Annotated in this window: 28 protein-coding genes; 19 read left to right on the top strand and 9 right to left on the bottom strand. The window is 66.7% G+C overall.

All coding sequences use genetic code 11. From position 1 onward, the window contains the following. Window positions 1-13 precede the first annotated feature (13 nt). Both H0264_RS25485 and H0264_RS25480 read left to right on the top strand, forming a co-directional pair. On the top strand, window positions 14-1,474 hold the full coding sequence (locus tag H0264_RS25485) for a cytochrome P450 (RefSeq protein WP_181579879.1): 1,461 nt from the start codon (window positions 14-16) through the stop codon (window positions 1,472-1,474). After that, window positions 1,471-2,730 (top strand): oxygenase MpaB family protein, encoded by a 1,260-nt coding sequence (locus H0264_RS25480; protein WP_181579878.1) that lies wholly within the window; start codon window positions 1,471-1,473, stop codon window positions 2,728-2,730. The genes H0264_RS25485 and H0264_RS25480 overlap by 4 nt, the downstream gene beginning before the upstream one ends. A gap of 23 nt (window positions 2,731-2,753) precedes the next feature. On the opposite strand, the gene H0264_RS25475 is transcribed toward H0264_RS25480, so the two are convergent. Together H0264_RS25475 and H0264_RS25470 are read right to left on the bottom strand one after the other, a co-directional pair. Then, window positions 2,754-3,134, bottom strand: a complete 381-nt coding sequence (locus H0264_RS25475) for a hypothetical protein (protein WP_181579877.1) — start codon at window positions 3,132-3,134, stop codon at window positions 2,754-2,756. A gap of 3 nt (window positions 3,135-3,137) precedes the next feature. After that, the gene (locus H0264_RS25470) at window positions 3,138-3,794 is read right to left on the bottom strand and encodes a hypothetical protein (protein WP_181579876.1); all 657 of its coding nucleotides are present in this window, start codon (window positions 3,792-3,794) and stop codon (window positions 3,138-3,140) included. Between the two features lie 138 nt (window positions 3,795-3,932). On the opposite strand from H0264_RS25470, the gene H0264_RS25465 reads away from it, so the two are divergent. Both H0264_RS25465 and H0264_RS25460 read left to right on the top strand, forming a co-directional pair. Continuing rightward, a complete protein-coding gene (locus H0264_RS25465) occupies window positions 3,933-5,105 on the top strand; it encodes a papain-like cysteine protease family protein (protein ID WP_181579875.1) in 1,173 nt (390 codons plus the stop codon). Window positions 5,106-5,186: 81 nt separating this feature from the next. Next, on the top strand, window positions 5,187-5,444 hold the full coding sequence (locus tag H0264_RS25460; protein ID WP_181579874.1) for a hypothetical protein: 258 nt from the start codon (window positions 5,187-5,189) through the stop codon (window positions 5,442-5,444). Window positions 5,445-5,491: 47 nt separating this feature from the next. Here the strand turns inward: H0264_RS25460 and H0264_RS25455 are convergent, their stop codons facing one another. After that, window positions 5,492-5,860, bottom strand: a complete 369-nt coding sequence (locus H0264_RS25455) for a hypothetical protein (protein ID WP_181579873.1) — start codon at window positions 5,858-5,860, stop codon at window positions 5,492-5,494. A gap of 141 nt (window positions 5,861-6,001) precedes the next feature. Then, complete coding sequence (locus H0264_RS25450) at window positions 6,002-6,817, bottom strand: acyl-CoA thioesterase (protein ID WP_231085308.1); 816 nt, start codon at window positions 6,815-6,817, stop codon at window positions 6,002-6,004. 193 nt (window positions 6,818-7,010) lie between these two features. Here H0264_RS25450 and H0264_RS25445 point away from each other — a divergent pair, with 193 nt between their 5' ends. After that, complete coding sequence (locus H0264_RS25445) at window positions 7,011-7,337, top strand: plasmid stabilization protein (RefSeq protein ID WP_181579872.1); 327 nt, start codon at window positions 7,011-7,013, stop codon at window positions 7,335-7,337. 58 nt (window positions 7,338-7,395) lie between these two features. On the opposite strand, the gene H0264_RS25440 is transcribed toward H0264_RS25445, so the two are convergent. Beyond that, complete coding sequence (locus H0264_RS25440) at window positions 7,396-8,058, bottom strand: FMN reductase (protein ID WP_181579871.1); 663 nt, start codon at window positions 8,056-8,058, stop codon at window positions 7,396-7,398. Between the two features lie 4 nt (window positions 8,059-8,062). After that, complete coding sequence (locus H0264_RS25435) at window positions 8,063-9,199, bottom strand: LLM class flavin-dependent oxidoreductase (protein ID WP_181579870.1); 1,137 nt, start codon at window positions 9,197-9,199, stop codon at window positions 8,063-8,065. A 227-nt stretch (window positions 9,200-9,426) separates the two neighbouring features. Here H0264_RS25435 and H0264_RS25430 point away from each other — a divergent pair, with 227 nt between their 5' ends. The 8 genes from H0264_RS25430 to H0264_RS25395 all read left to right on the top strand — a co-directional run bounded on the left by H0264_RS25430 (window position 9,427) and on the right by H0264_RS25395 (window position 16,789). Further along, window positions 9,427-10,644, top strand: coding sequence for an AAA family ATPase (locus tag H0264_RS25430; protein WP_181585828.1), 1,218 nt, complete (start codon window positions 9,427-9,429; stop codon window positions 10,642-10,644). A 32-nt stretch (window positions 10,645-10,676) separates the two neighbouring features. After that, the gene (locus H0264_RS25425; RefSeq protein WP_181585827.1) at window positions 10,677-11,639 is read left to right on the top strand and encodes a DUF58 domain-containing protein; all 963 of its coding nucleotides are present in this window, start codon (window positions 10,677-10,679) and stop codon (window positions 11,637-11,639) included. Continuing rightward, window positions 11,636-12,661, top strand: a complete 1,026-nt coding sequence (locus H0264_RS25420; protein ID WP_231085310.1) for a VWA domain-containing protein — start codon at window positions 11,636-11,638, stop codon at window positions 12,659-12,661. The genes H0264_RS25425 and H0264_RS25420 overlap by 4 nt, the downstream gene beginning before the upstream one ends. A 150-nt stretch (window positions 12,662-12,811) precedes the next feature. Beyond that, a complete protein-coding gene (fabG1, locus tag H0264_RS25415) occupies window positions 12,812-13,531 on the top strand; it encodes a 3-oxoacyl-ACP reductase FabG1 (protein ID WP_181579869.1) in 720 nt (239 codons plus the stop codon). Between the two features lie 101 nt (window positions 13,532-13,632). Further along, complete coding sequence (gene inhA / locus H0264_RS25410) at window positions 13,633-14,472, top strand: NADH-dependent enoyl-ACP reductase InhA (RefSeq protein WP_181579868.1); 840 nt, start codon at window positions 13,633-13,635, stop codon at window positions 14,470-14,472. A 26-nt stretch (window positions 14,473-14,498) separates the two neighbouring features. Continuing rightward, window positions 14,499-15,566, top strand: coding sequence for a ferrochelatase (locus H0264_RS25405; protein WP_181579867.1), 1,068 nt, complete (start codon window positions 14,499-14,501; stop codon window positions 15,564-15,566). A 79-nt stretch (window positions 15,567-15,645) separates the two neighbouring features. Continuing rightward, the gene (locus H0264_RS25400) at window positions 15,646-16,440 is read left to right on the top strand and encodes a hypothetical protein (protein WP_181579866.1); all 795 of its coding nucleotides are present in this window, start codon (window positions 15,646-15,648) and stop codon (window positions 16,438-16,440) included. Between the two features lie 100 nt (window positions 16,441-16,540). Continuing rightward, complete coding sequence (locus tag H0264_RS25395) at window positions 16,541-16,789, top strand: hypothetical protein (protein WP_181579865.1); 249 nt, start codon at window positions 16,541-16,543, stop codon at window positions 16,787-16,789. A gap of 15 nt (window positions 16,790-16,804) precedes the next feature. On the opposite strand, the gene H0264_RS25390 is transcribed toward H0264_RS25395, so the two are convergent. Both H0264_RS25390 and H0264_RS25385 read right to left on the bottom strand, forming a co-directional pair. Then, entirely contained in the window at window positions 16,805-17,497 is a 693-nt protein-coding gene (locus tag H0264_RS25390; RefSeq protein ID WP_231085313.1) for a hypothetical protein, read from the bottom strand. A 53-nt stretch (window positions 17,498-17,550) separates the two neighbouring features. Then, window positions 17,551-17,928, bottom strand: coding sequence for a fibronectin type III domain-containing protein (locus H0264_RS25385; protein WP_181579864.1), 378 nt, complete (start codon window positions 17,926-17,928; stop codon window positions 17,551-17,553). A gap of 173 nt (window positions 17,929-18,101) precedes the next feature. Between H0264_RS25385 and H0264_RS25380 the strand changes: the two genes are divergently transcribed. From H0264_RS25380 to H0264_RS25355, 6 genes are all read left to right on the top strand, one after another. Further along, window positions 18,102-18,509, top strand: coding sequence for an NAD(P)H-binding protein (locus H0264_RS25380; protein ID WP_181579863.1), 408 nt, complete (start codon window positions 18,102-18,104; stop codon window positions 18,507-18,509). A gap of 61 nt (window positions 18,510-18,570) precedes the next feature. Then, window positions 18,571-19,320 carry an isocitrate lyase/PEP mutase family protein gene (locus tag H0264_RS25375; protein WP_181579862.1) on the top strand — a complete coding sequence of 250 codons (750 nt, stop codon included), beginning with the start codon at window positions 18,571-18,573 and terminating at the stop codon, window positions 19,318-19,320. Between the two features lie 215 nt (window positions 19,321-19,535). Further along, window positions 19,536-19,919, top strand: coding sequence for an ADP-ribosyltransferase (locus tag H0264_RS25370; RefSeq protein ID WP_181579861.1), 384 nt, complete (start codon window positions 19,536-19,538; stop codon window positions 19,917-19,919). 578 nt (window positions 19,920-20,497) lie between these two features. Further along, window positions 20,498-21,808, top strand: coding sequence for an acyltransferase family protein (locus H0264_RS25365; protein WP_181579860.1), 1,311 nt, complete (start codon window positions 20,498-20,500; stop codon window positions 21,806-21,808). Window positions 21,809-21,847: 39 nt separating this feature from the next. Beyond that, complete coding sequence (locus H0264_RS25360; protein WP_181579859.1) at window positions 21,848-22,129, top strand: hypothetical protein; 282 nt, start codon at window positions 21,848-21,850, stop codon at window positions 22,127-22,129. Further along, a complete protein-coding gene (locus tag H0264_RS25355; RefSeq protein WP_181579858.1) occupies window positions 22,129-22,470 on the top strand; it encodes a hypothetical protein in 342 nt (113 codons plus the stop codon). The genes H0264_RS25360 and H0264_RS25355 overlap by 1 nt, the downstream gene beginning before the upstream one ends. Window positions 22,471-22,572: 102 nt before the next feature. Here H0264_RS25355 and ligA read toward each other — a convergent pair whose 3' ends face one another. Then, window positions 22,573-24,561 carry an NAD-dependent DNA ligase LigA gene (ligA, locus tag H0264_RS25350; protein WP_181579857.1) on the bottom strand — a complete coding sequence of 663 codons (1,989 nt, stop codon included), beginning with the start codon at window positions 24,559-24,561 and terminating at the stop codon, window positions 22,573-22,575. Window positions 24,562-24,579: the final 18 nt, after the last annotated feature.

The following is a 24,579-nucleotide window of genomic DNA, read 5'->3' as shown; positions in this document are numbered from 1 at the left end:
AAAGGAGAGGGTGATGACCCTCGGAATCCGGGCGGGGCGTTCCGCATTCGCGGGAGAATCGGTGCCCGCGGTCACGCCGATCGACCTGGTGGCCATCGGCTGGCGCGCGGTGCGGGGGAAATCCCCGGGCGATGCGTTCGCCCCCGCCCGTGAGCGCCATGGTCCGCTGGTGCGCGTACCCCTGACGAAGTTCGTGCTGGCCTCCGAGGACGAACTGGCCAGGCTGGTCACCATGAATCGGCAGGCGGTGTTCTCCGCTGCCCCCGCGTGGCGCTTGCTGCTGCTGTTGATGTTCCGAAAGGCATTGCTACAGCGTGAATTCGGGGAGCATCGCAATGACCGCCTGCTCATCCAGCAGGTGATGACACCGGCCCGGCTGGCCGAGTACGCGGACCGGGTGGGCCCGAGCATCCGCGCGCAGGTGGCCGCCTGCCCGGTGGGTGCCCGGGTGGATCTGCGGGTGCTGTTCAAACGGATCGCCATGCGCGTCGCGCTCGAGGTCTTCCTCGGCGAGGAGTTCACCGACGCGGAGGTGGATCGGGTCGGCCGCTGGTTCGACCAGGTCGTGCACATCAATGTGGTGCGGGCGCAGCGGGCGCGCTGGTCGCTGTACCGCTTCCTGGCCGAACGCATTCCGCGCAAACGCGCCGAGCGCTCCGACGATCTCATGTCGCACCTGTGTCATTCGACCTCGCACGACGGCGATCCCTTCACCGACGGCGAGATCATCCACCACATGATCTTCTTCCTGTTCGCCGCGCACGACACCTCGACCATCACCATGACGAACATGGCGTACTACCTCGGGTCGCAGCCCGGGTGGCAGGAGCGGGCGCGCGCCGAATCACTCGCGGCGGCAACGGAATTGAGCATCGAGCAGCTGGGTGGGCTGGGCGAGCTGGGGCGCATCGTGCAGGAGACGCTGCGACTGCGCCCGCCGGTGCCGATCGCGGCGCGCACCGCTCTCACCGACACCGAACTCGGGGGATACCGAATCCCGAAGGGAACGCACGTGATCGTGAACATGTGGGAGCATCAGACCAGCTCCCGCGTGTGGCCGCGGGCGCAGCGCTTCGATCCGGATCGGTTCCGCGCCGAGGGGCCGCCGGCCGCGTGGATGCCCTTCGGCGGCGGGGCACACAAGTGCATCGGCATGTATTTCGCCCGCATGGAGATCCTCACCGTATTCCACGCGCTGCTACGGGATTTCGAGTGGCGGGTGCCCGCGGGCTATGTGCTGCCGACCTTCGAGAACTCGCTCGGATCCTCGCGCGGATTCGCCGCGATCGTGCGCCGCCGCGATCCTGCTGCACCCGTCGCGGCGGTTGATCGACTCTCGGACAACGAGATTCGCTGGGGCATCGCGCCGAATGTGGGCCGTCGTGCCGTCGCCATGAGGAGACATTTACACAACAATGTTCCAACATTCAGCTCTCTGCTGGAGGGCGAATCGAACCCGAAGGATCCGTCATGACCGACCTCCTCGACGACGTCATCGACCGCGATGAGCCGGTGGGCCGCAATGTCTTCTACGCCGGCACCCGCATCCCCGACCGCAGCGGCGACGACAGCCTGCGCCCTAAAGACCGTGCGCAACATCCGGTTCCGCCGAACTCGCTGCTGTGGAAGTACATGGGTGACCTGTTCGTGCTCGCCGCCAACGGCCAGCGTGCCGCCATTATCGAGAACATGTGGCCGCAACTGGGCCAGGGTGTCTCCGACCATTCCGTGGTGGTGTCCTCACACGATCTGAAGATCCTCACCCAGCGCGCGAAGAACTCTTCGAAGTCCATCGGCGGCATCCTGTTCGCCGCACCCGAGGACGCCCGCAAATACGGCATCCAGGTCCGCAACTTCCACAAGTCCGTGAAGGGCGACATGCCCAACGGCCGCACCTATCACGCCATCAATGCCGAAACCTTCTACTGGGCCCACGTCACCTTCTTCGAACAGATCTACCGCGCCAGCGACATGGGCCTGTTCCCGAAACCGCTGACCCGCGCGGAGAAGGAACAGATCTTCGAGGAATCGAAGGAGTGGTTCTCCATGATGGGCGTGGACGATCGCGCCCAGCCCGGCACCTACGCGGAATTCGAGGTCTACTACGCCAACGTCCTGGGCCGCGAACTGGTGAATTCCAAACTGTCCCAATACACCGTCGCCCTGGCCCGTCCCGGCGCCTGGAAGAGCAAGTTCTTCCCCGAACGCATTCGCCCGGCCCTGCGCCTCGTGGACCCACTCCTGACGGTCGCCCTCCGCATGTTCACCGTCGGATCCCTGGAACCCCGCCTGCGCGAGGAACTACGCCTGTCCTGGAGCGCAGGCGAACAATTGCGCTTCGACTCCTATATCGCCCTGCTCCGCGTCACCCGCATGGCGGCCGCCCGCCTGCGCCTGCCCCTGCGCTACCGCTACCTACCGGCCGCCGCGGCGGCCTTCGACCGGGAAGGCATCGACCCCGAGCGCATCACCCTCGAATCGGCCCGCGCCGCATTACAGGCGGCCCGCGCCAACCGCACAGCACCCGCGCAGACCATCGAGAGCGTCCCCGCCGCTCCCGCCCCCGCCGCGGCGACATGCGCGAAATGCGCACGCGCCCTCCAGGATTGCCAGGAATGCGACGGCACCGGCAGCACCGGCGACGAACCGTGCGACGTCTGCCACGGCGCTCGTCGCGGCTGCCCCGTCCACCATGCGGACTGGGCACAGCCGTGTGAGAACGCCTCCTGAGGGCGCAACGCGATCACGCTGGCTCAGAGTGGGTCGAACTCCTTCGGGCCGTGCGTGTCCGGAACGGTCGCGTCGACCGGCCGCCGCCGCTGTCCGATCCAGCCGGCCAGCAGGATCAAGGCGGTCAGAATGAGGACGTGCGCGATGAAAAGCACCAGCATGGGGAGTGCGAAACCCTCGTTGGTGAGACTGCCGTGCTCGCCGACGCAATAGAGCGTGTAGTTGGTCGAGGTGCCTTCCGAGTCGTGGAAGGTGTCGGACACGACCATCGGTTCGGTGCCGGACTCGCAGAACAGCGGTGCGGTGAGCTTCGCTTCCCCCGGCCAGATGGCGACCGGGACGACAGTGGAGAACAGAGCGGCGCTGAGGCCGGCGCTGAGGGCTGTCACCAAGACTCGGAGCACGGGTCAGACCTGCTGGGCTCGGAGGAAGGCGCCGGTGCGGTCGAATTCGGCGACCACTTCCGAGCGGGGGGAGACGATATTGGCGACGATGCGGATGTCGCGGTCGAAGCGGCTCACCACGATGACGGTTACGTGGCCGTCGGGTAGTTCGCTGCGGGCGAGGGCGGTGTCGGCGATGTCCTCGATGCGCGCGAGCCCGGGGACCTCGCTGACGGTGAAGTTCTCGGTGTCGAGGTCGTCGAAGGCGGAAACGCGTACGGGGCGTGCGGAACTGAGGTCGCCGAGGGTGAAGGAGTAGTCGTCGAGCCGGCGTGATCGGTCGGGCGGCTGGACGCGGAGCCGGATGGTGGGTTCGCGGGCGGTGAGATCGGTGTTGTCGCTCAGGAACCTGGTGACCTGGGCGGGCTGGTCGTCGAGAACCAGCCGGAACCGGGTGGAGTTCGGTGCGGTGAGGATGATGACGTTGGCTTCCAGGTCGGTGGCGCCGATGCGCTGAGCCAATGCGGTGATGGCGGCCTGGGGCAGTGCGCTCACCAATCCGCCGCCGCGGGTGCGTATCTCGTTCTCGAAGTCGGCTCGGTCGACCGCGCCGATGCAGGCGCTGGTGCTGCCGAGCACGCACAGGCACAGGAGGACTCGTAACCAGCTGCTGCGCCGCATGGTCGGAATGCTAGAGGCTGTGCGCGGATCGCGCCGTCCGAGTCGAGTAGCGGTGTACTCGTTCCCTGCCGGTTTGCCGGTGCGAGGCTGTCTGTGCCGGGGGTGATTTGTCAGGCAGTTCTGCAGGGAGGGATTGGAATGGACCTCGTAGAGGTGGTCAAGACGGCGAGCAAGCCGTACACGACGCTGCGGTGGGAGTCGTCGATCTTCGGGAAGCTGTTCACGACCAAGCAGCTCGCGTTCACAATGGAAGCACAGACGCAGACCAACTGGTGCTGGGCGGCCACCGCGACGAGTGTGTCGCACTACTACTGGTGGTTCAGTCATTGGAAACAGTGCAAGGTGGCGTGCGGTGAGTTGTCGCGGACCGATTGCTGTGGTTCGCCGGTGCCGAGCGAATGCAATGTGCCGTGGTATCTGGATCGGGCGCTCACTCGGACCGACAACTTCGACAGCTACACCGGGACAATCACTTTCGACCGGATCAAGCAGGAGATCGACGCGGGCCGGCCGATCGGCGCGCGGATCGGATGGAACGGCGGTGGCGGCCATTTCATGGTCATCTACGGCTACGGGTACTTCCACGGCCTCGATCAGTTCGGGGCCATGCGGTACGTCGACATCGACGACCCGATCTACGGCAAGCAGCATCTGACGCTCGACGATTTCACGAGCAACTATCAAGGCTCTGGAAGCTGGACCCATACCTTCTTCACGAAGGAGTACTACGAAATGCCATGGATTCCGATCCTCGTCGAGGAACCGACACTGCGGCGCATCTGGGAGCTCCGCGAGATCCTGCGGGTGAAACAAGCGCCCGGGCCGCAATACGACGGGCGCGCGGATGCCGGTGCGGTCGACGTCGGTTTCGCGCAACGCCTCTACGGCCTGGGCTTGGACGGTTTGCTGTCCGGCGAGGCCGAGCCGGCTCCGGAGGGCCTGCGCGTCTACGAGTCCCAGGCGGGCAGACTCACCGCCTACTTCGATGTGGCCGAGGGTGAGGATCCGGCGGTGCGCCAGATGTCGGCTGCCGCACCGTATCTCGAATCCGTGTCGCAGGCGTCGAATATCGCGGTGCCGCTGGCCGAACGCGACGAACGAGCCTGCGAAATGCGCTTGCTCCGAGTGCCCGCACTGAACTTCGAAGCCGTCTGGCTCAGCCACGACGACGGTGCAGGCGACCAGCTGGTTCCCCTGCGGACGGTGCGTGGTCTGGCGGCGGGCGAAACCTACGCGTTCGCCGAAGCCGTCGACGAACTACGCAGGGCGGCACGCCCACTCGCCGACATGGACGACATGATGGGGGCCTGAGACCGCCGAGCGTGCGGCCGGGTCCACCCGAATCCGGCCGCACAGTCTGTCCGAATCCCGAAATGGTGCGAGGATCGCGCAATGCGCCATGGCCACTGCCCGAAATGCTCCGCCTCCACCGTCTACGCGGCCCAGAACGGCCTACGCCTGGGCGAGCACCCGCACGCCGTCCTCATGCCGCACACCGGCCCCGGTTTCCGCGGAATGGTGCAGGGCCACAACACCACCGGCCTGTGGCAGTTCGTGTGCACCACCTGCGGCTACCTCGAAACCTACGTACTCGACCCCGCCGCGATCGGTTTCATCCAGCAACGCTGGACCCCCGTCCCGCAGTCCTGACCCCGGCCAACCCGCCCCTGTGGCCCGTGTGTGCGAGTTCGGTCCGGCTACTCGAACAGCGACAGTTGGTCCGGACCGTCGGACGGGCCGGTTTCGGCCTGCCGTGATCGGACGCGATCGCTGCGAATATGAGGCTCGCCGCCGCGCGGCCCCGGCGAGCACGCGGATATCCGGGCCCGTGTGGTCCCGGGGGTGAGGATGCCGGTCTGTTCGAGGGCGAGTTCGCTCAGCTGGAACGGATGCGGTTGCAGCTCGTCGTGGAGTCCCTGCACCTCGAGGACCACCCGCCTCCCGTTGTCGAAGAGGATGTGGACATCGGCCCGGCGCTCGCGGCCCGGTAGCCAGATCTCATTGAGAGCTTTGACGACCACCGCCCGCGTCGCCGCCCACTCGGCCAGCAGCACCTTACTTGTCAAGTGCCACAGCGTGGATCGGCGGAACTCACTGGACTGCCCCCTTGTCGTTGTGGTGACAATCCTAGAGCGCACGACTGTGGGCGTCGACCGGCTCGTGTTCGGTGGTGGTCGAATTCTGTTGTGGTGCTGGGTATGTGGCTGTCAGTCCTTGAAGTACACCAGCTGATGGCTGGTGGCGAGTGGCTTGCCGTCTTCGGACCACAGTTGCGCCGACTGATCGAAGTATCCGTTGCCGAAGTGCTGGGCGCGGGCGGTGGCCAGGATGGGGCGGTCGGAGGTGGGGGAGAGGTCGGTGTGGAAGTAGGTGGTGAGGGAGACGGTGCTGGCGGCGACGAAACGGCCGAGGCGCAACATGATTCGGGGGAAGAAGACGTCGCTGAGGGCGGTCAGGGCGGTGTGGTCGAGGGGGCGGGCGGGGGTGTCGCGGACCCAGAGGGTTGTGGTGGAGGTGGTGTGCGGTTGTGGTGTGGCGCTGAGGATTTCGCCGCCCTCGACGAAGCGCATCTCGTAATTGCGCATCCACGCGGGGTATTCGGGCAGGGGAGTGATGGGGACCTCGTCGGCGGGCGGGGCCGCCGGTGGGGCGATCTCGGTGTCCGACCAGGTCGGCCGGCGCAGGCCGGTGACCACGGTCGCGGTGGTGGCGATGGCGTCGTGCTGGGTGAGGGTCAGCGTCCAGTGCTGGGTGCTGCGGTTGGTTCGCGCCGGGATGGCGTCGATGGTGAACGGGCCGTCGGCGATGGGTCCGGCGTAGTTGACCGTGATCGACAGTGGTTCGCCGATGCGGCGCGGATCGTCGATGACCGCCCGCAGCAGGGTTGCCGCGGTGATGCCGCCGAACGGCCCGACCATGTTCGTGTACGCCGCCGCTGTCTGTCCGGTGAAGCGGCCTTCGTCGCCGCCGGTCAGATCCGTGGCGAGATCGAAGGGATGCGTGAGGGTGTCGGTGGACTTCAAGGTTCTCCTCGGGCAGTCGGGCGATGGGGTGCTACCTGCTGCTTATAACGGTCGTCATAGAGCGCGCCTGCGCCGAGTATAACGCGCGTTATAGGCGGTGCGGCAGCGTCCTGGCCCGGTTGCCCGGCCGGCGCTCGTTTGCTCGGATCGCGGCCGGGTATGGCGAGTGGGCACGACGATCAGGAGGTGTGTCATGCCCAAGGAGTGGACCGATAAACAGGAACGGCAGTACGAGCACATCAAGGATTCGGCCGAGGATCGCGGGGCCGGGGAGAAGCGCGCCAAGGAGATCGCGGCGCGCACCGTGAACAAGAATCGGGCGCAGGCGGGGCAGAGCAAGACCGCCAGCCGCAGTTCGGTGCAGGACAAGTCGCCGCAGCAGCGTGGCGGGCAGCGGTCGGGGCGCAAGGGGCCGAAGGGGCCCACCCGCGATCAGCTGTACAACGAAGCGCGGCAACGCAATATCGAGGGGCGTTCGAAGATGACGAAGGCCCAGCTGGCGAAGGCGTTGGGAAAGTAGGCCCGCCCGGCGCGGTGCATCTCACTCGTGGGCGACACCGCAACGGGCGGAACGGAGTTCAGTTTCCGGATGGGTCTCCGGTGTGTCCGGACAGCAGCTGCGCGAACGGCGTGGGTGCGCTCAGGGTGCTGCCGGAGCTGCGCCGGCGCGGGGCCGGGTCGCCGAGGAATCCGCCGACGGCAGCCGGTTCGGCCACCACGAGCGCCGCGAATTCGGTTGCGGCGCGATGGATTCGGTCGGTGAGGCCGGTGGAGCCGAAGTCCTCGGTGGCGGCGAACACCCCGGTGGGGACGACCACGGCGCGCAGGTAGCTGAACAGCGGGCGCATGGTGTGGTCGAGCACCAGCGAGTGCCGGGCCGTGCCCGCGGTGGCGGCGATCAGGACCGGCATGCCATTGAGCGCGTCGGTGTCCAAGGCGTCGATGAACATCTTGAACAGCCCGCTGTAGCTGGCGGTGAACACCGGCGTGACCGCGATGACCCCGTCGGCGGCCGATACCCGATCACGCACGGCGGCCAGTGTCGGCGTGGGCAGTCCCCCGGTGGCCATGGTGGCGGCCAGATCCTGTGCCAGGTCCCGCAATTCGACGACCTCGACCTCGGCCGCCTCGCCCCGCCCGCCGACCGCGGACGACACCGCGGCGGCGAGCTGATCGGCGAGCAGCCGGGTCGACGACGGCTGCGAGAGCCCGGCGGTCAGAACCACGATTCGACGAGTCATCGTTTCACGCTTTCGTCTCGGCCTGGATCCGGTCACGAGCCGGTTCGACCAGGTGGTGGGGTGCGTCGGGCCCGGCGGCCACCAGCGACGCGTGGGTGGGCGGATCGCTGGGCACTCCGGCGGGCCGCCGCGACTCGAATTCCTTGCGCAGCACCGGAACCACCTCGCGGCCCAGCATCTCGATCTGCTCGAGCACCACGTCCAGGGGCAGCCCGGCATGATCCATCAGGAACAGCTGCCGTTGATAGTCCCCGGCGAAATCGGCGAATCCGAGCGTCCGGTCGATAACCATCTCCGGTGTCCCTACAGTCAGGGGCGTCATCTCGGTGAAGTCCTCCAGCGACGGCCCGTGCCCGTACACCGGTGCGTTGTCGAAGTACGGCCGGAAGAACTTCTTCGCCGCGGCCTCGGTTTCGGCCATGAACACCTGCCCGCCGAGCCCGACGATGGCCTGTTCGGCGGCCCCGTGCCCGTAGTGTTCGAATCGCTGCCGGTACAGCGCGATCATCTGCTGCGTGTGTTCCTTGTTCCAGAAGATGTTGTTGTGGAAGAACCCGTCTCCGTAGTACGCGGCCTGCTCGGCGATCTCCGGCGAGCGAATGGACCCGTGCCACACGAATGGCGGCGTCCCGTCCAGCGGTGCGGGCGTGGCGGTGAATCCCTGGAGGGGAGTGCGGAATTTGCCCTGCCAGTCCACCCGCTGTTCGCGCCACAGCCGCCGCAGCAGGTGATAGTTCTCCACAGCCAGTGGAATCCCATCGCGAATATCCTTGCCGAACCACGGGTACACCGGCCCGGTATTGCCGCGCCCCATCATGAGATCAACGCGCCCGCCGGCCAGGTGCTGGAGCATGGCGAAGTCCTCGGCGATCTTCACCGGATCATTGGTGGTGATGAGCGTGGTGGCCGTCGACAGCACCAGCCGTTCGGTCTGCGCGGCGATGAATCCGAGCATGGTGGTGGGCGAGGACGGCACGAACGGCGGATTGTGGTGCTCACCGGTGGCGAATACGTCGAGCCCGACTTCCTCGGCCTTCAATGCGATGGCGACCATCGCCTGGATGCGCTCCGCCTCGCTGGGCGTGCGCCCGGTGGTCGGGTCGGTGGTCACATCGCCGACGGAAAAGATCCCGAACTGCACGGCATTCTCCTCTGATCCCCAATCTGGTGGATATGTCAACCAACCTAACATGTGGACCGCTCGTCGTTATTCCCCGTCGACACTCCCAGGAATCGCTCAGGTTCCACGCCCGCACGTTGGCAAGAATGGTGACAAGCTGGACTACTGACCCCGCCCGGGTGCGGCAAATGCCGCGGATACCTGGAATAGTTGGGGCGGAACGCACAGAGACCGAGGCGAAAGCGGGGATTTTGGTGACTTCGACTGACGGTGTGACCGGGGTGAGCACGGCGAAGGATGCGCCGGCTCCGGCGAGCAGCACCCTCGAGCGCGATGTCCAGACCCTGGAAAAGGCGATCTACGAAGTCAAACGGGTGATCGTCGGCCAGGATCGGCTGGTCGAACGGCTTCTGGTCGGTGTGCTCGCGCGGGGTCACGTGCTGCTGGAGGGTGTCCCGGGTATCGCCAAGACCCTCGCCGTGGAGACGTTCGCAAAAGTGGTGGGCGGCAGCTTCTCTCGCGTGCAGTTCACTCCCGACCTGGTGCCCACCGACCTCGTCGGCACCCGCATCTACCGGCAGGGCCGCGAGGAGTTCGACACCGAACTCGGCCCGGTGGTGGCGAACTTCGTGCTCGCCGACGAGATCAACCGCGCGCCCGCCAAGGTGCAGTCGGCACTGCTCGAGGTGATGGCCGAACGGCACGTGTCCATCGGCGGCAAGACCTACCCGATGCCGAATCCGTTCCTGGTCATGGCGACTCAGAACCCGATCGAATCCGAGGGCGTGTACCCGCTGCCCGAGGCGCAGCGCGACCGCTTCCTGTTCAAGGTCGTCGTCGACTACCCGTCGGTCGAGGAAGAGCGCGAGATCATCTACCGGATGGGCGTGACCCCGCCGGAGGCCAAGCGCATTCTCGATCCCGAGGAGCTGGTGCGCCTGCAGAAGGTCGCCGCCAATACCTTCGTGCACCACGCGCTCGTCGACTATGTGGTGCGCGTGATCGCCGCGACCCGCAAGCCCCGCGACTTCGGCCTGGACGATGTGGCCGGCTGGATCTCCTACGGCGCTTCGCCGCGCGCCAGCCTCGGCATCATCGCCGCCGCCCGCGCCGTGGCCCTGATCCGCGGCCGCGACTACGTGGTCCCGCAGGACGTGGTCGAGGTCATCCCGGATGTGCTGCGCCACCGCCTGGTGCTGTCCTATGACGCGCTGGCCGACGAGATCACCCCGGACGAGGTGATCCGCCGAGTGCTGCAGACCGTCGGCCTGCCGCAGGTCGCCCCGCAGGCCGTCGCCCCGGGCGCGCCCGCCGCACCGGCCCCGATGCCCGCGCCCGCCGCCACCCCGGCCATGGGTCCGCACGGTGTGCCGCAGCAGGGTATTCCGCAGCCGCCGCAGCAGACGATCCCGCAGCCTCCGAACGGCCAGCTGCCCGGCGTGCCCGGCCAGTCGCAGGCCAAGTGAGGCCGGACTCGGAATCGGTTGCGCCCGTGACGATGTCCCGCGATGTCTCCCACGCTCCACCGTCCTTCCGGTCGGGGGAGCTGACCGACGCCCGGCTGACGGCCGCGCTCAAGACCCTGGAACTCACCGTGCGCCGCCGCCTCGACGGCGTCCTGCACGGTGATCATCTGGGCCTGATCCCCGGCCCGGGTTCCGAACCCGGCGACGCCCGGCTGTATCAGCCGGGTGACGATGTGCGCCAGATGGATTGGTCGGTGACCGCCCGCACCACCCATCCGCATGTGCGGCAGATGATCGCCGACCGCGAGCTGGAGACCTGGCTGGTGATCGACCTGTCGGCCAGTCTCGATTTCGGCACCGCCCTGTGCGAGAAGCGCGATCTGGCGATCGCCGCCGCGGCCGCGGTCACCCATTTGACCAGCGGCGGCGGCAACCGGATCGGTGCGGTGGTCGCCAATGGTGAACAGCTGATTCGCATTCCGGCCCGCGCCGGCCGCGTGCACGCGCAGTCCATGCTGCGCAAGATCGCCACCACTCCGCACGCGCGTGACGGGGTGCGCGGTGATCTGCGCGGCGCGATCGAGGCACTGCGCCGTCCGCAGCGCAAACGCGGTCTGGCCGTGGTGATTTCCGACTTCCTGGGCGAGGTCGACTGGCAGCGTTCGCTACGCGCCATTTCCGGCCGCCACGATCTGCTCGGTGTGGAGGTGCTGGACCCGCGCGATCTGGAACTGCCCGATGTCGGCGATGTGGTGCTGCACGATCCGGAAACCGGCCGCACCCGCGAATTCAGCGTAACCCCCACGCTGCGTGCGGATTTCGCGCTCGCGGCGCAGCGGCACCGGCAGCGGGTCGAGCAGGGCCTGCGCAGTTGCGGCGCGCCGGTGATGACGCTGCGCACCGACCGCGACTGGATCGCCGATGTCGTCCGATTCGTGTCCACCAGGCGCCACACCTTCGGCGCCCCGAATGCCGGACAGGTGCCGCGACAGTGAGCATTTCGAACGTTCCCTTCAGCATTTCGCACTTCACGTCCGTGCTGTGGCTGGGCTTCCTCGCCGTGCTCGCGCTGGCCGCGCTGGGCTACGTGCTGATGCAGCGGCGGCGGCAGAAGCATCTGCTGCGCTTCAGCAATATGGAGCTGCTGGAGAAGGTCGCCCCGAATCAGCCGCGGCCGTGGCGGCATGTGCCCATCGCCCTGCTGCTGGTCGGCATGGTCTTCCTGACCATCGCGGCGGCCGGTCCGACCGCGGCCAAGAAGGTGCCGCGCAACCGGGCCACCGTCATGATGGTCATCGACGTGTCGCTGTCCATGGAGGCCACCGATGTCGAGCCGAGCCGGCTCGAGGTCGCGCAGAAGGCGGCCAAGGAATTCGCCGACGGTCTGACCCCGGGCATCAATCTGGGCCTGGTGACCTTCGCCGGCACGGCCGCGATTCAGGTGCAGCCGACCACGAATCGCGAAGCGGTCAAGGCGGCCATCGACAATATGAAACTGGCGCAGCGCACCGCGACGGGCGAGGGGATCTTCGCCGGTCTCAGCGCGATAGACACCATCGCCTCGGTGCTCGGTGGTGCCGAGACGCCGCCGCCGGCACGCATCATCCTGATGTCCGACGGTAAGCAGACCGTTCCGGTCTTCGAGGATTTCGACAATCCCCGGCACGAATACGTCGCCGCGCGGATGGCCAAGGAGAAGGGGGTGCCGATCTCCACGATCTCCTTCGGCACCCCGCACGGCACGGTCGAGATTCCCGGCGAGGACGGCAAGGGCAGTCGCCGCGTCGAGGTGGGCGTGGACGACGATGCCCTGCGCGAGGTCGCGCGGCTGTCGGGCGGACAGTTCTACAGCGCCTCCAGCCTGACCGAATTGTCCTCGGTGTACGACACTCTCGAACAGCAGATCGGTTTCGAGACCACCATGGGTGACGCCAGCCGTCCGTGGCTGCTGCTCGGCCTGCTGGTCAGCACCGGAGGTGTGGTCAGCGGCCTGCTGTATCGCCAGCGTCTGCCCTAGCGGCGAATTGCCCTGTGGCAGGGCCGAGCATGATCGCAGACGGCGTTCCGATTTCGGAGCGCCGTCTGCGTTTGTGATACCGAAAATCATTGGCCCGAACGTGGGTAGTCGAGTAGTGGCGAGCTCGGACGACCAGGTAGGTTGATCCGCATGTCGAACTTCACATCCCGCTCGGTGCTGGTCACGGGCGGCAATCGCGGTATCGGCCTCGCGGTTGCCCAGCGGTTGGCCGCCGACGGGCACAAGGTTGCCGTGACCCACCGCGGCTCGGGCGTGCCGGAAGGTCTCTTCGGCGTGAAATGCGATGTGACCGATACGGAGTCGGTGGATCGCGCGTTCAGTGAGGTCGAGGCGCACCAGGGTCCGGTCGAGGTGCTGATCGCCAATGCCGGCATCGTGGACAACACGCTGCTCATGCGCATGAGCGAGGAATCGTTCACCAAGGTCGTCGACGCCAACCTGACCGGCGCCTTCCGCGTCGCCAAGCGCGCGAATCGGGCCATGCTGCGGGCGAAGTGGGGCCGCATCGTCTTCCTGGGTTCGGTCGTGGCCTCCATCGGTGCGCCGGGACAGGTCAACTACTGTTCCGCCAAGGCCGGCCTGGTCGGCATGGCGCGCTCCATCACGCGTGAGATCGGTTCGCGCAATATCACCGCCAATGTCGTCGCCCCCGGTCTCATCGACACCGATATGACCCGCGACGAGATGACCCCCGAAATGCGGGAGCAGGCGCTCAAGTTCATCCCGGCCGGCCGCATGGGCGAGCCCGAGGATGTCGCCGCGGTGATCAGCTTCCTGGCTTCCGAGGACTCCCGCTACGTCTCCGGCGCGATCATTCCGGTCGACGGCGGAATGGGCATGGGCCACTAGGCTTCCCGAACTATCCGGGCCGACTCGGCGGTTCGGGGGCGCAGCCCCTGAGAGTCCCGAGAGTTGGCTTCCCCCCTTCGAACAGGAGAACCGACCAACCCATGGGTGGATTGCTCGCAGGCAAGACTGTCCTCATCACCGGCATCATCACCGATTCCTCCATTGCCTTCCACGCGGCCGCGGTCGCGCAGGAGCAGGGCGCGAAGGTGATCATCACCGGTATTCCGGAGCGGCTGCGGCTGATCGACCGGATCGCCAAGCGCCTGCCGCAGGAGGTCCCGCCGGCCATCGGCCTGGACATCACCAGCGAGGAGAACCTCGCCGAACTGGCCGAGAAGGTCCGGGAGCTCGCGCCCGAGGGTGTGGACGGCGTGCTGCACTCGATCGCCTTCGCGCCCAAGACCCTCATGGGCCCGGACGCGGTGAACTTCCTGGACGCGCCCGGCCCGGACGCCGCCAAGGCGTTCGAGATCTCGGCCTGGTCGTATGCCTCGCTGGCCCGCGCCGTGCTGCCGGTCATGAACGAGGGCGGCTCCATCGTGGGCATGGACTTCGATCCGCGCACCGCCATGCCGTACTACAACTGGATGGGTGTGGCCAAGGCCGCACTCGAGTCGGTGAACCGCTATGTGGCGCGGGAAATGGGCACCGCCAAGAAGATTCGCTCGAATCTGATCGCGGCCGGCCCGATCAAGACCCTCGCCGCCAAGGCCATCGCGGGCACCGCCACCGATGACGCCAAGCAGCTGAACATGCTCAACGAGTACTGGGACGGCGCTTCGCCGATCGGCTGGGATGTGGACGACCCGACGGTGGTCGCCAAGTCCATCGTGACCCTGCTGTCGGATTGGCTGCCCGGCACCACCGGGTCGATCATCTACGTGGACGGCGGCGCCAGCCACAACACGTGGTTCCCGGACAGCAGCTTCGGCAGCAACTGATCGTTCGACACGAGGAGGCACGCACCGTGGATCGGGGCACCGATCAGGCCCGCAGCGCCGACGCGCTGCTCCTACTGTCCTTCGGTGGACCCGAACGCCCCGAGGACGTGATGCCGTTCCTGGAGAACGTCACTCGCGGCCGGGGCGTGCCCCCCGAGCGCCTCGCCGAAGTCGCGCAGCATTATCTGCACTTCGGCGGGGTCTCACCCATCAATGCGCTGAACCTCGACATCATCAAGGCGATCGAGGCCGAATTCGCTTCGCGCGGAATCGATCTGCCGGTGTATTTCGGAAATCGGAACTGGCATCCGATGGTCGAGGAGACCGTCGCGGGGATGCGTGCGGCCGGAATCCGTTCCGCCCTGGTGTTTCCCACCTCCGCGTGGGGCGGCTACTCCGGGTGCAAGCAGTACGACGAGGACATCACCCGGGCGCGCGCGGCGGTCGCCGATGCTCCGGATCTGGTGAAAATCCGTCAGTACTACGATCATCCGCTGTTCATCGACGCGTTCGCCGATGCCATTCGCGCTGCCGTGGCCGAACTCCCCGAGGATCGTCGCGGTGGAGCGCGCCTGGTTTTCACCGCGCACTCCATCCCGACTTCGGCCGACCTCGCCTCCGGCCCACCGCAAGAGCGTGAACTCTACAGCCGCCAGGTCCGTGAGGCCGCTCGATTGTGTGCCGCCGCAACAGGTTTCGACGACTATGACGTGGTGTGGCAGTCCCGCTCCGGCCCGCCGCACATCCCGTGGCTGGAACCCGACATCGTCGATCACCTCGACGCGCTCTCGGCGCGCGGCGTCGACGCGGTCGTGGTCTGCCCCGTCGGCTTCGTCTCCGATCACCTCGAGGTCATCTGGGATCTGGACAATGAGGCGAAAGAGCGTGCGGCGGAACTGAACATGGCCTTCGCCCGGGCCGCCACGCCCGGCCCCGACCCGCGCTTCGCCCGCATGGTCGCCGACTTGGTCGAGGAGTACCTGTCGGCCGCCGCACCGGCCAAGTTGAGCGCCATGCCCGCACTCGGCTGCACGCTCAACGGCGACACCTGCGTCCCCGGCTGCTGCGCCATGCCTGCTCGCCGTCCCGCGTAATTCTCGGGGACCCGGCGGCTCGAAGGTCGGTTGACGCGTCCAGTAGATTCGGGCGCAACCGACCAGAGGGGGAACAGCCATGTCCGCGCCCGGCAATGATCCGCAGCCGCAGCAGAATTCGGGAGCCGAGTACATCCCGCAGCCACCGCAGGCCGGGCAACCATCAGTGGGTGTGCCGCCATCGGTAGGTGTGCCGCCGCCCGGTCTTCAGCAGCCATCCGGTGCGTGGCAGGCGCTGCCGCCGCAGGGCGCGATGCCGCCCGGCGCTTCGTGGAATCAGCAGCCCACGCCGGAGCTGATGCAGCTGCCGAGGAAACGCTGGAGGCTGATTCGCACGCTCGCCGGTGCCGGCGCGGCGCTCGGGGTGGTGGGGTTGGTGCTGGCGGTCACCTTCGGTGTTCTCTACACGCAGGAGCGTTCTGTCAGCACGGATCGGCAAGCCACGATCACCGGTCTGCGCGACCAGCAGTCGGATGCGGCCGCGGCCATTGGGCGTCGGGATGCGGCGGTGCTCGCCGCCTGCGACTTCGCCACTCTGATGGCGACTTACGACGTCACCACGATGGACAAGTACATCAGCGATGTGCTCGCCGCGTCCACGGGCACGTTCCACAAGGACTTCTCCGGCACCGCGACCTCGCTGAAGGAGGTCATGGTGAGCGTGCAGAACCGCAGCAGTCTCGTCGAAAAGCGTTGTGGTCTGGAGTCTCTGGACGGTCGCACCGCCCACGTCGTGGTGGTGATGACGCAGCAGCTGACCAACAGTTCGACGCCCGTGCCGAACAAGAGCACCGTGCCCACGGTCATGACCCTGGAGGAACAGCCGGACGGGCGCTGGCTGGTCAGTGAAATGAAGGCTCTCAATCTGAAGTAACCGGCCCGACCTATCGGACGTTCGGTTGAGTTGCCCAGGGTGAGCTGGGATTTCGCTCCCTGGTCGCACACGGACTGCGGGCGAGCTGTAATCTGCGCCGGTGGACAGAGCAGGTAGTCGTCCCGTTCGACGGGAGCAAGGTCCGTATCGCGAGGCCGGACGCGGTGGCGGGACCCCGCCGCGCAGAGGGTATTTCGGCCGCCCCGACTGGTTCGTGTGGATTCCGGTGGCGGCGTTGCTACTCGCTGCCGTCATCCTTGCCACCATCGCGTCCTCGACCGAGTTCGCGGTCGGCGCCCTGGCGGTGGCGGTAGTGCTGGTGGTCTTCGACTCCTTCATGAATCGCTGAGCGAAGCAAGGGTTTTCACTTCAGGACGTTGATGGCCCGGGCGATGACGAGGCTCATGGTGACCAAGGCGATGGCGGACTGCGCCATCATCAGCGCCTTGGCCCACCGCGACATGGGCATCACATCGGTCGGGCTGAACGCCGTCGCATTGGTGAACGACAGATACAGGTAATCCGGGAACTGCGGCTCCCACTCCGGATCGGTCAGCGCCTGGTTCTGCATCTGCACGAACAGGAAATCGGGGTACTCCTGCCGATTGTGCGCCCGCGCGGCCGGCCCGCCCCGATCCAATCCCCAATACCAGAGCCCGAACACCAGCACATTGGTCAGCCACACGCCGGCCCCGGTGGTGAGCAGCGCGGCCGGTTCATTGGCCACCGACCCGTCGACCAGCCCCACCACCAGATGCCACACCGACCACACCATGGCGAACCCGAGCAGCGCGTCCAGGCACAGACTGAACCGCCGCAGCCACACCTCTTCCCGGTCGAGGCGAACCGGGCTGACCGCGATCAACACCACCAGCAGCACGAACCCGATACCCGGCACCAGCCAGCGCGGGCCGAACGTGAATCGCTCGGGCAGGTAGTACTGCAGCACCATGATCCCCACGACGGCAGCCGTTGCCGCCCACCGGGATTCCCCGGCCGTGCGCCGCGCCCACGCCGGAACCTGATCGTCGCCGATGTCATTGCCGGACCCCGTCACCGAAGCAGTATCACCTGTTCACACCCGGTGCCCTCGACTCCCCGATCGGTGTGTCACGGCGTGGTGATCCAGCGCTCCTCCCACGTCGTGCAGGTCGAGGACCCGAAGAAGTCGGTATCGCACCCCTGCACCTTCACCGTGTACGTGGTCCCCGACCAAGCATTCTTGATGGTCGTTCCACCGGCGCTGCCGCCCCGGATCTCATGCTGCGACTCCGCCCGCCCCGGCCGGCTCCACCGGAAGTTGTAGTGGTCGTAGCTGTCCTGCCCATCCCACCCGACATACAGTCCCGCATCCGTCATGTACAGGTCTTTGATGCAGGGGCGGTCGTAGGCACACGCGATGGACGGGCTGGCCTGCGCGGTCGCGGGCAGCACGGTCACGGCCGCCGCTGCCGCCAGCAATGCCGCGGCGAGGTACTTCTTGCTCATGCGGCCTATGGTCAGCGGTCCGGCTGCGCACACACCAACGAACTTCTAATGGAGTGGTCCACCGGGTCGGTGCCGAATTGGACCGTTCCATCGGGCAATTCGTGCACTACCGTCGGGACAGCCGGAGCTCGGGAGTGCGTTGCCTGAGAGTGGGAGAGTGTCGGGAGGTCGGGATGCGAGTGTTCGTGGCAGGAGCCACCGGTGCAATCGGGCGGCCGCTGGTGGATCAGCTGGTGCGCGCGGGTCATCAGGTAACCGGGACCTCACGCACCGCCGAGGGCGTGGCGAGCCTGCGGGCATCGGGCGCGGATGCGGTGCGGCTGAACATCTTCGACGCCGAGGATGTGGCCGGTTCGACCGTGGCCGCCCTCGAATGGCCCAGCGGCACAGTCAATATCGTCGATGACGAGCCCGCGCCCGGCCGGGAATGGGTGCCGGTCCTCGCCGCCGCGGTCGGCGCTCCGGCGCCCGCGCCGGTTCCCGGTCGTGCGGCGTGGGAGCGCGGTGCCGCCAACACACTGGCTCGTGGCCTGGGTTGGCAGCCGAAATATCCGAGCTGGCGTACGGGTTTCACCGCGTGAGCATTCGTGCTCGTAGACCTTTCCTCCTGTTGCCGAGATCCCTCGATCCGAAAGGCCCGCAATGACTTCCCTCACCGACAAGGCCACCGCGTTCCTGGCTCTGCACCGTCCCGGCGACCCGGTGGTCCTGCCGACCGTGTGGGACGCCTGGTCGGCAAACGTGGTGCGGGAGGCAGGTTTCGCCGCCATCACCGTAGGCAGCCACCCCCTGGCCACCTCCCTCGGCAAGCCCGACAAAGAGGGCATGACCCTCCTCGAATCCCTCTCCCGAGTCCGCGAAATCACCGCGGCCGTGGACATCCCGGTCTCCGTCGATCTGGAATCCGGCTACGCCGCCAAACCCGCCGACCTCATCGACGCCCTCCTCGAAGCGGGCGCAATCGGCCTCAACCTCGAGGACACCGTCCACAGTGAAGGCGGCCGCCTCCGCGACCCCCAGGAGCACGCCGACTTCATCGCCGAAGTCCGCCGCGCCGCGGACACTTCCGGCATCCACGTAGTGATCAACGCCCGCACCGACCTCTTCCTCCGCGAGGACGGCAACCCCGCCGACCGCACCGACCGCGCCATCACCCGCCTCCACCTATCCGCCCAAGCCGGCGCCGACGTCCTCTACCCCGTAGGCCGCCACGACGACGCCACCCTCCGCCGCCTCACCTCCGAACTCCCCCTCCCCATCAACGCCATCGGCATCCCCGAAATCAGTGACCGCGCCCAGTTGGCCGAAGCCGGCGTAGCCCGAATCAGCTTCGGCCCCTTCCTCCAGACCTACCTGACCCAGCAGGCCAAAACCGTCCTGCAACGCTGGTAGCGCCGATTCGAGTCCCCTACGCCCCACTCAGAAATAGGCTCAGCGGAAACGCTGAGCCTGTATTTCAGTTGTACTGAAAGAGCTTTCTCCGATTTCAGAGGCATCGCGTGGCGGCGGGCCCGATCGTTCGCGAATACGTTGCGGCAGCGAGTGTCAGGTGGAGCTTGTCAGCGATCTCCGCGTGTCCAGCTGGGATGTGGACCAGGATCCAGGGCGTGGTGGATGAGGGTGACGAGTACGGCTTCGACGCGATTCCGCTGGCGGAGACGGCCCTGGCGGGGCAGCGGGCCGACCGGCTCACCGACAGTGAAGCGGATGTCATTCGCTCGTACACCTACAACTCGCATGATGCCATCAACAAGGCGTTATGGGGCGAGATCGCGATGACACCGGCAATCGAGCGACGCATTCGCCTGATCAGATCGGGACTGGCGAAGTATCCGCTCGAAAGCGCGGTTCGGGTCACGAGGGAAGTCGAGGCTTCGGAGTACGACATCTACGATGCGGACTCGGCATATGCGCTGATCGATGAGGACATCATCCACCACGGCTTTCTGTCGACCTCGCCGAGGAGCCCGCGGAGAAAGAAGTCCTGGTGATCGACGCGCGGGTCCTGTTCGTTGTTGGTGTCGGGTGGGACGGCACGCGTAACATGTGGCGTATCAAAGCAATCGTGCGAGGAGGCGAGCGATGAGTGCGTTGACGCAGGGGTCCAGCCGCGTCACTCGGGTGAAGCTCACTCCCGAGCAGATTGCCGAGCGTCGTCGCGAAGCCGAGAAAATTCTCGGTCGTAAGCTCCCGCCACGTCCCACGGCCGCCAAAACCGCCAAGTAGGCGGCTTAGGACAGCGGCCATCACCGTCAGGTATCCACCGCGCGGATCATGATGTCCGGTCCGCCGACCGGGACCGCGCGGTTCGTATGCTGGTCCGTCAGGTCCACTTGGTAGCGGCCCGGTCCGTGAGGACAGGGCCGCTACTGTTGCTCTGTACCTGAAAACGCATGGGCTGCAACGGATGCGAGGTCCGGTCCCGGCGCACACTGATTTCGCAGCAGACCCGGGAGGAGTTCGGGCACCGGCCGTTTGCGGGGTGGTACACAGCGTGCTACTAATCTCGGGTGTTTCACCCGAATTGCTGGCCGATATTTCTTTCCGAGCGCTTCGAGGGTGTCGGCCGATGACCGTCGACAGACCCGTTGCCACACCAGTTGAACGAGCGCCGCGCGGTGGGGGCGACCGGTACGAGTTCTTGGATGCGCTTCGTGGACTGGCCGCGTTGGCGGTTGTGTTTCAGCACGCGTCGGAGCGGCTCTGGCCGGAATACTTTCGGTTCTCGCAAGCACATTTCGGGGTGGGGCAGTTCGGTGTCGTCGTCTTCTTCCTCGTCAGTGGGTTCATCATTCCGGCGTCGCTGGAGCGTGGGCGGTCCCTCGGTGCGTTCTGGGTGGGCCGGTTCTTCCGGCTGTACCCGCTGTACTGGGTCTGCCTGATCGCGGCGATGATCCTGCACTGGGTTGGCCGGTACGACCTGAAGCCGATTTTCCTGGCCGCCCCGGTGCCCAATTTCCTGACGAACCTCACCATGGCGCAGCTCTTCATCGGGCACCCGGACATCCAGATAGTCCTGCCCGCATGGTCGCTGTCCTATGAGTTGGGGTTCTACCTGTTCCTGTCGCTGCTGCTGATCGGCCGGCTCAATCGTCGATCGGTGCCACTGGCTGTTCTCGCGATCGCACTGATCGGCCCGGGGATGTCCCTGCCGCCCTCGCTGGTCACCGGGGCGGGGGCGAACCTCCTCACGCGTGGCGGCGTCCTGGTCGTGACTGTCCTGGTCGCGGTGGTGTTCGCGCGTCTGGCAGGTGACCGGCGCCTGGGTATCGCCGCGATGCTGCTCGTATTCGTCACTGCCCCATTGGTTCTCAACCAGCCGGGACCATCGGTACTGACCTTCGTGTATTTCGCCACGATGTTCGTCGGCACCGTCCTTTTTCGAATGACATCGGGCGAGATCACCCCGAGGCAGGGATGGGCGGTGTTCGGACTCGCCCTCTGCGCCATCTTCGCGACCAGCGTCTTCCTCCCACCGTTCTTCGACCCGGACAGCGGTGTCTGGGTGACGTGGGTCAAGCAGCCCACCACCATCATTCCCGCCTACCTCTTCGTCGCCGCCTTTCTGCTGTTGCGCGGCCGTTCCTTCCCACGTCCCCTGCTGTTCTTGGGCCGGATCAGCTTCTCCCTCTACCTCGTGCACTGGCTGATACTCGAAGCGATGCCCCGGTGGAGTACGTCCGTCGCCGGTATTCCCGCAGCCTGGCTCACCTTGGGCACCTGGGTGATCTGTGCGCTGGTGGTCGCGACCGTCACCTACCGCGTGATCGAGAAGCCGTGCCATGAACTCGGGCGGCGCGCGATGGCCGGAATCGACGCGCGCAAGCGTTCCAAGGACACAAGCAACAACGGGGCGGAAATCGCCGTCGTCAGGCATTAGCCGTCGACCTTCGCGTATTACCGCTGTATTCTCGAGTGTGTGCCGTATGAATGGTTGCCGTGGCTCTCGGCACGCTTGGCCGAGGTCGGTTTGACCGCCGATGAGGTCGTGGAGGCGTTGGAGAGCCGGTATCGGTGGCCGCGCATGAGCACCAGCAAGACCGGGTTGCGGGTTTTGCAGGTGTGGGCACGCACGCGGGACGGGAAGCCGATCATCGTCGCGTTGCGCGAGCTGGGCGCCTTGGACTGGCAGATCATCGGGGCCAAACCGATGACCGAATCGCAGGACATCGCTGATTTCGAGGAATGGGAGAGCCGGTGATGACGGGACGTAGTGAATACGACGACGCCAAGGTCCTGGCCGAGACCCTGGGCCTGGCGGATGCTTTCGAGGCCGGGGAACTGGTCATCGACGACAGTCTGGCCGTGCCGGAGTTGCCGCCGGTTCCGGAGGATCCGGAGGACATCCTGGTGGTGACCACGATTCGGCTCACCCGTCGGCAGCGCGAAGCGATTCAGGCCATCTGTGACGAGCGGGGGATGGATCGGTCCGCGCTCATTCGTGGCTGGATCGACGAGGGGCTCGCGGAGAACGACGCCGATCGGATGATTTCGCTGGCCGATCTCAAGCGTGCGATTGCCGGGCTACCGCCCGCGGCATGACCGGATCGGCGCATAGTCGGCGCTGAAACCTGTATGGGCAGCAGTGATCTCGCGAACACCAGCGGGCAGCGGCGTTCCACACCGCTGCCCGATCAGCGTCGATCAGACGACGTTGGCGTCGATCAGTAGTTTCCAGATCTCACCCTGGTCGACGACCTCGACGCCGAGCTTCTCGGCCTTGGTCAGCTTGCTGTCGCCGACTCCCGCGCCGGTGATGAGCATGTCGGTGTTCGCCGACACCGAGGAAGCTGCTGTGGCCCCGGCCTTTTCGCACAGGCGCTGGAAGGTCGGGCGGGCCACCTTCTCGCCGGATCGCGGGTCGCTGATGGCTCCGGTGATCACGACTGTCTTGCCTTCGAGGGGTGCTCCCGCCGCCACGACCGGAGGCAGGTCCTCTTCGCGGACGTCCAGGGACACCCCTGCCGCGCGTAGCCGTTCCAGTTCCGGGCGCAGGCGGGTGAGGTGCGCGGCCAGGGACGCGGCAACTTTCGGCCCGATATCGTCCACCTCGACCAGCCGTTCCTCACCCGCATCGGCGACCTCTTCCAGTGACGCGAATCCGGCACGAGCCAATCGGGCGGCGGTGCCGTCGGAGGCCATCGGAATCGCCAGCCCGATCAGCGCCCGGCGCAGCCCGACCTGGCGGCTGGCATCGATCGACTCGATCATGCGGGTGGCCGAAACCTCACCGACGCGGTCGAATTCGAGCAGACGTTCCTTGGTCAGCGTGTAGAAGTCCGACGGATTCTCCAAATCGCCCGCCTCAGCGAGCTTTTCGATCCACACCTGACCGATCGCATCGATATCCGCTGCGGCCCGCGAGGCCCAGTGGATCAGCCTGCGCACCGTCTGCGCCGGACAGGAAACATTGGTGCAGAACAACTCCCGGCTATTGCCCTGCTCGGTGACCGGCTGCTCACATGACGGGCACACGGTGGGTGGGACGATCTCCAGCTCTTCGCCCGTGCGTTTGGACGCATCCAGCACGCCCGCCACGAACGGGATCACATCGCCCGCCCGCCGCACCAGCACGGTGTCGCCGACCTTGATGTCGCGAGCCCGGATCACCTCTTGATTGGCCAGCGTGGCCTTGGTGACCGTGGTGCCACCCACGAACACCGGCTCCAGCCACGCCACCGGCACGATCTTGCCGGTCTTGCCCACATCCCACACGACTTCGCGCAGCAGCGTGGTCTTCTCCTCGGCCGCGAACTTGAACGCCAGCGCCCCGCGCGGCGAATTCGAGCGAGTCCCCGCCGCCGCGTACGCCCCGCGATCGGCGAGCCGCAGCACCGCCCCGTCGAGATCGTAATCAAGTGCGTTGCGCCCCTGCTCGATTGCGCTGATCGCCGCCTGCGCCTGCGTGGCGTCCTCGCAGTGCCGCATCTGCGCGCCCGCGATCCCCAGCGCCGCGAGCCCCTCTTCCAGGTCGACCGCCGCCCCCTCGGGCGCATCCAGGTCGAATCCGAAGAACTGCAACCGCCGCTCGGCCACCGTCGCCGGATCCTTGGCCCGCAGTGTCCCCGCCGCCGCATTGCGCGGATTGATCAACGGCTTGTCCGGATGCGCGGTGTTGTAGGCCGCGAACGTGGACCGCAGCATGACGGCCTCACCCCGCACCTCCACCCGCCCCGGCAGGTCGATCCGCGCCGGCACCCCGTCGACCAGTGCACGCACCAGCATGGTCACGTCATCACCGGTGGTGCCGTCGCCGCGGGTCACCGCCCGAGCCAGCCGCCCGTCTTCGAAAACCAGCGCCAGCGACAATCCGTCCAGCTTGGGCATGACCACCACCGACTGCCCTGGAAACCGGTCGAAGAACGCCGCCACCTGCTCGGGCGTCGTCGACTTCTCCAGCGACAGCATGGGCCGCGAATGCCGCACCGGTGCGTGCAGAACCCCTGGCGCCCCAACCGATTCCAACGGATTGGGATCCGGCGCCAGCTCGGGATGCGCGTCGATCAACCCGCGTAGTTCATCCTCGACCGCGTCGTAGTCCGCATCGGCGACGAGCGGTTCGCCCTGGTAGTAGGCCTCCCGCAGCGCCACGATCCGATCGGCCAGCTCTTGAATACGTGCCCCAGTTTCCACAGCCCAGACGCTACCCAA

The sequence above is a fragment of the Nocardia huaxiensis genome, assembly GCF_013744875.1.
Classification (GTDB): domain Bacteria; phylum Actinomycetota; class Actinomycetes; order Mycobacteriales; family Mycobacteriaceae; genus Nocardia; species Nocardia huaxiensis.
This window is presented reverse-complemented; position numbering and strand designations above follow the sequence as displayed.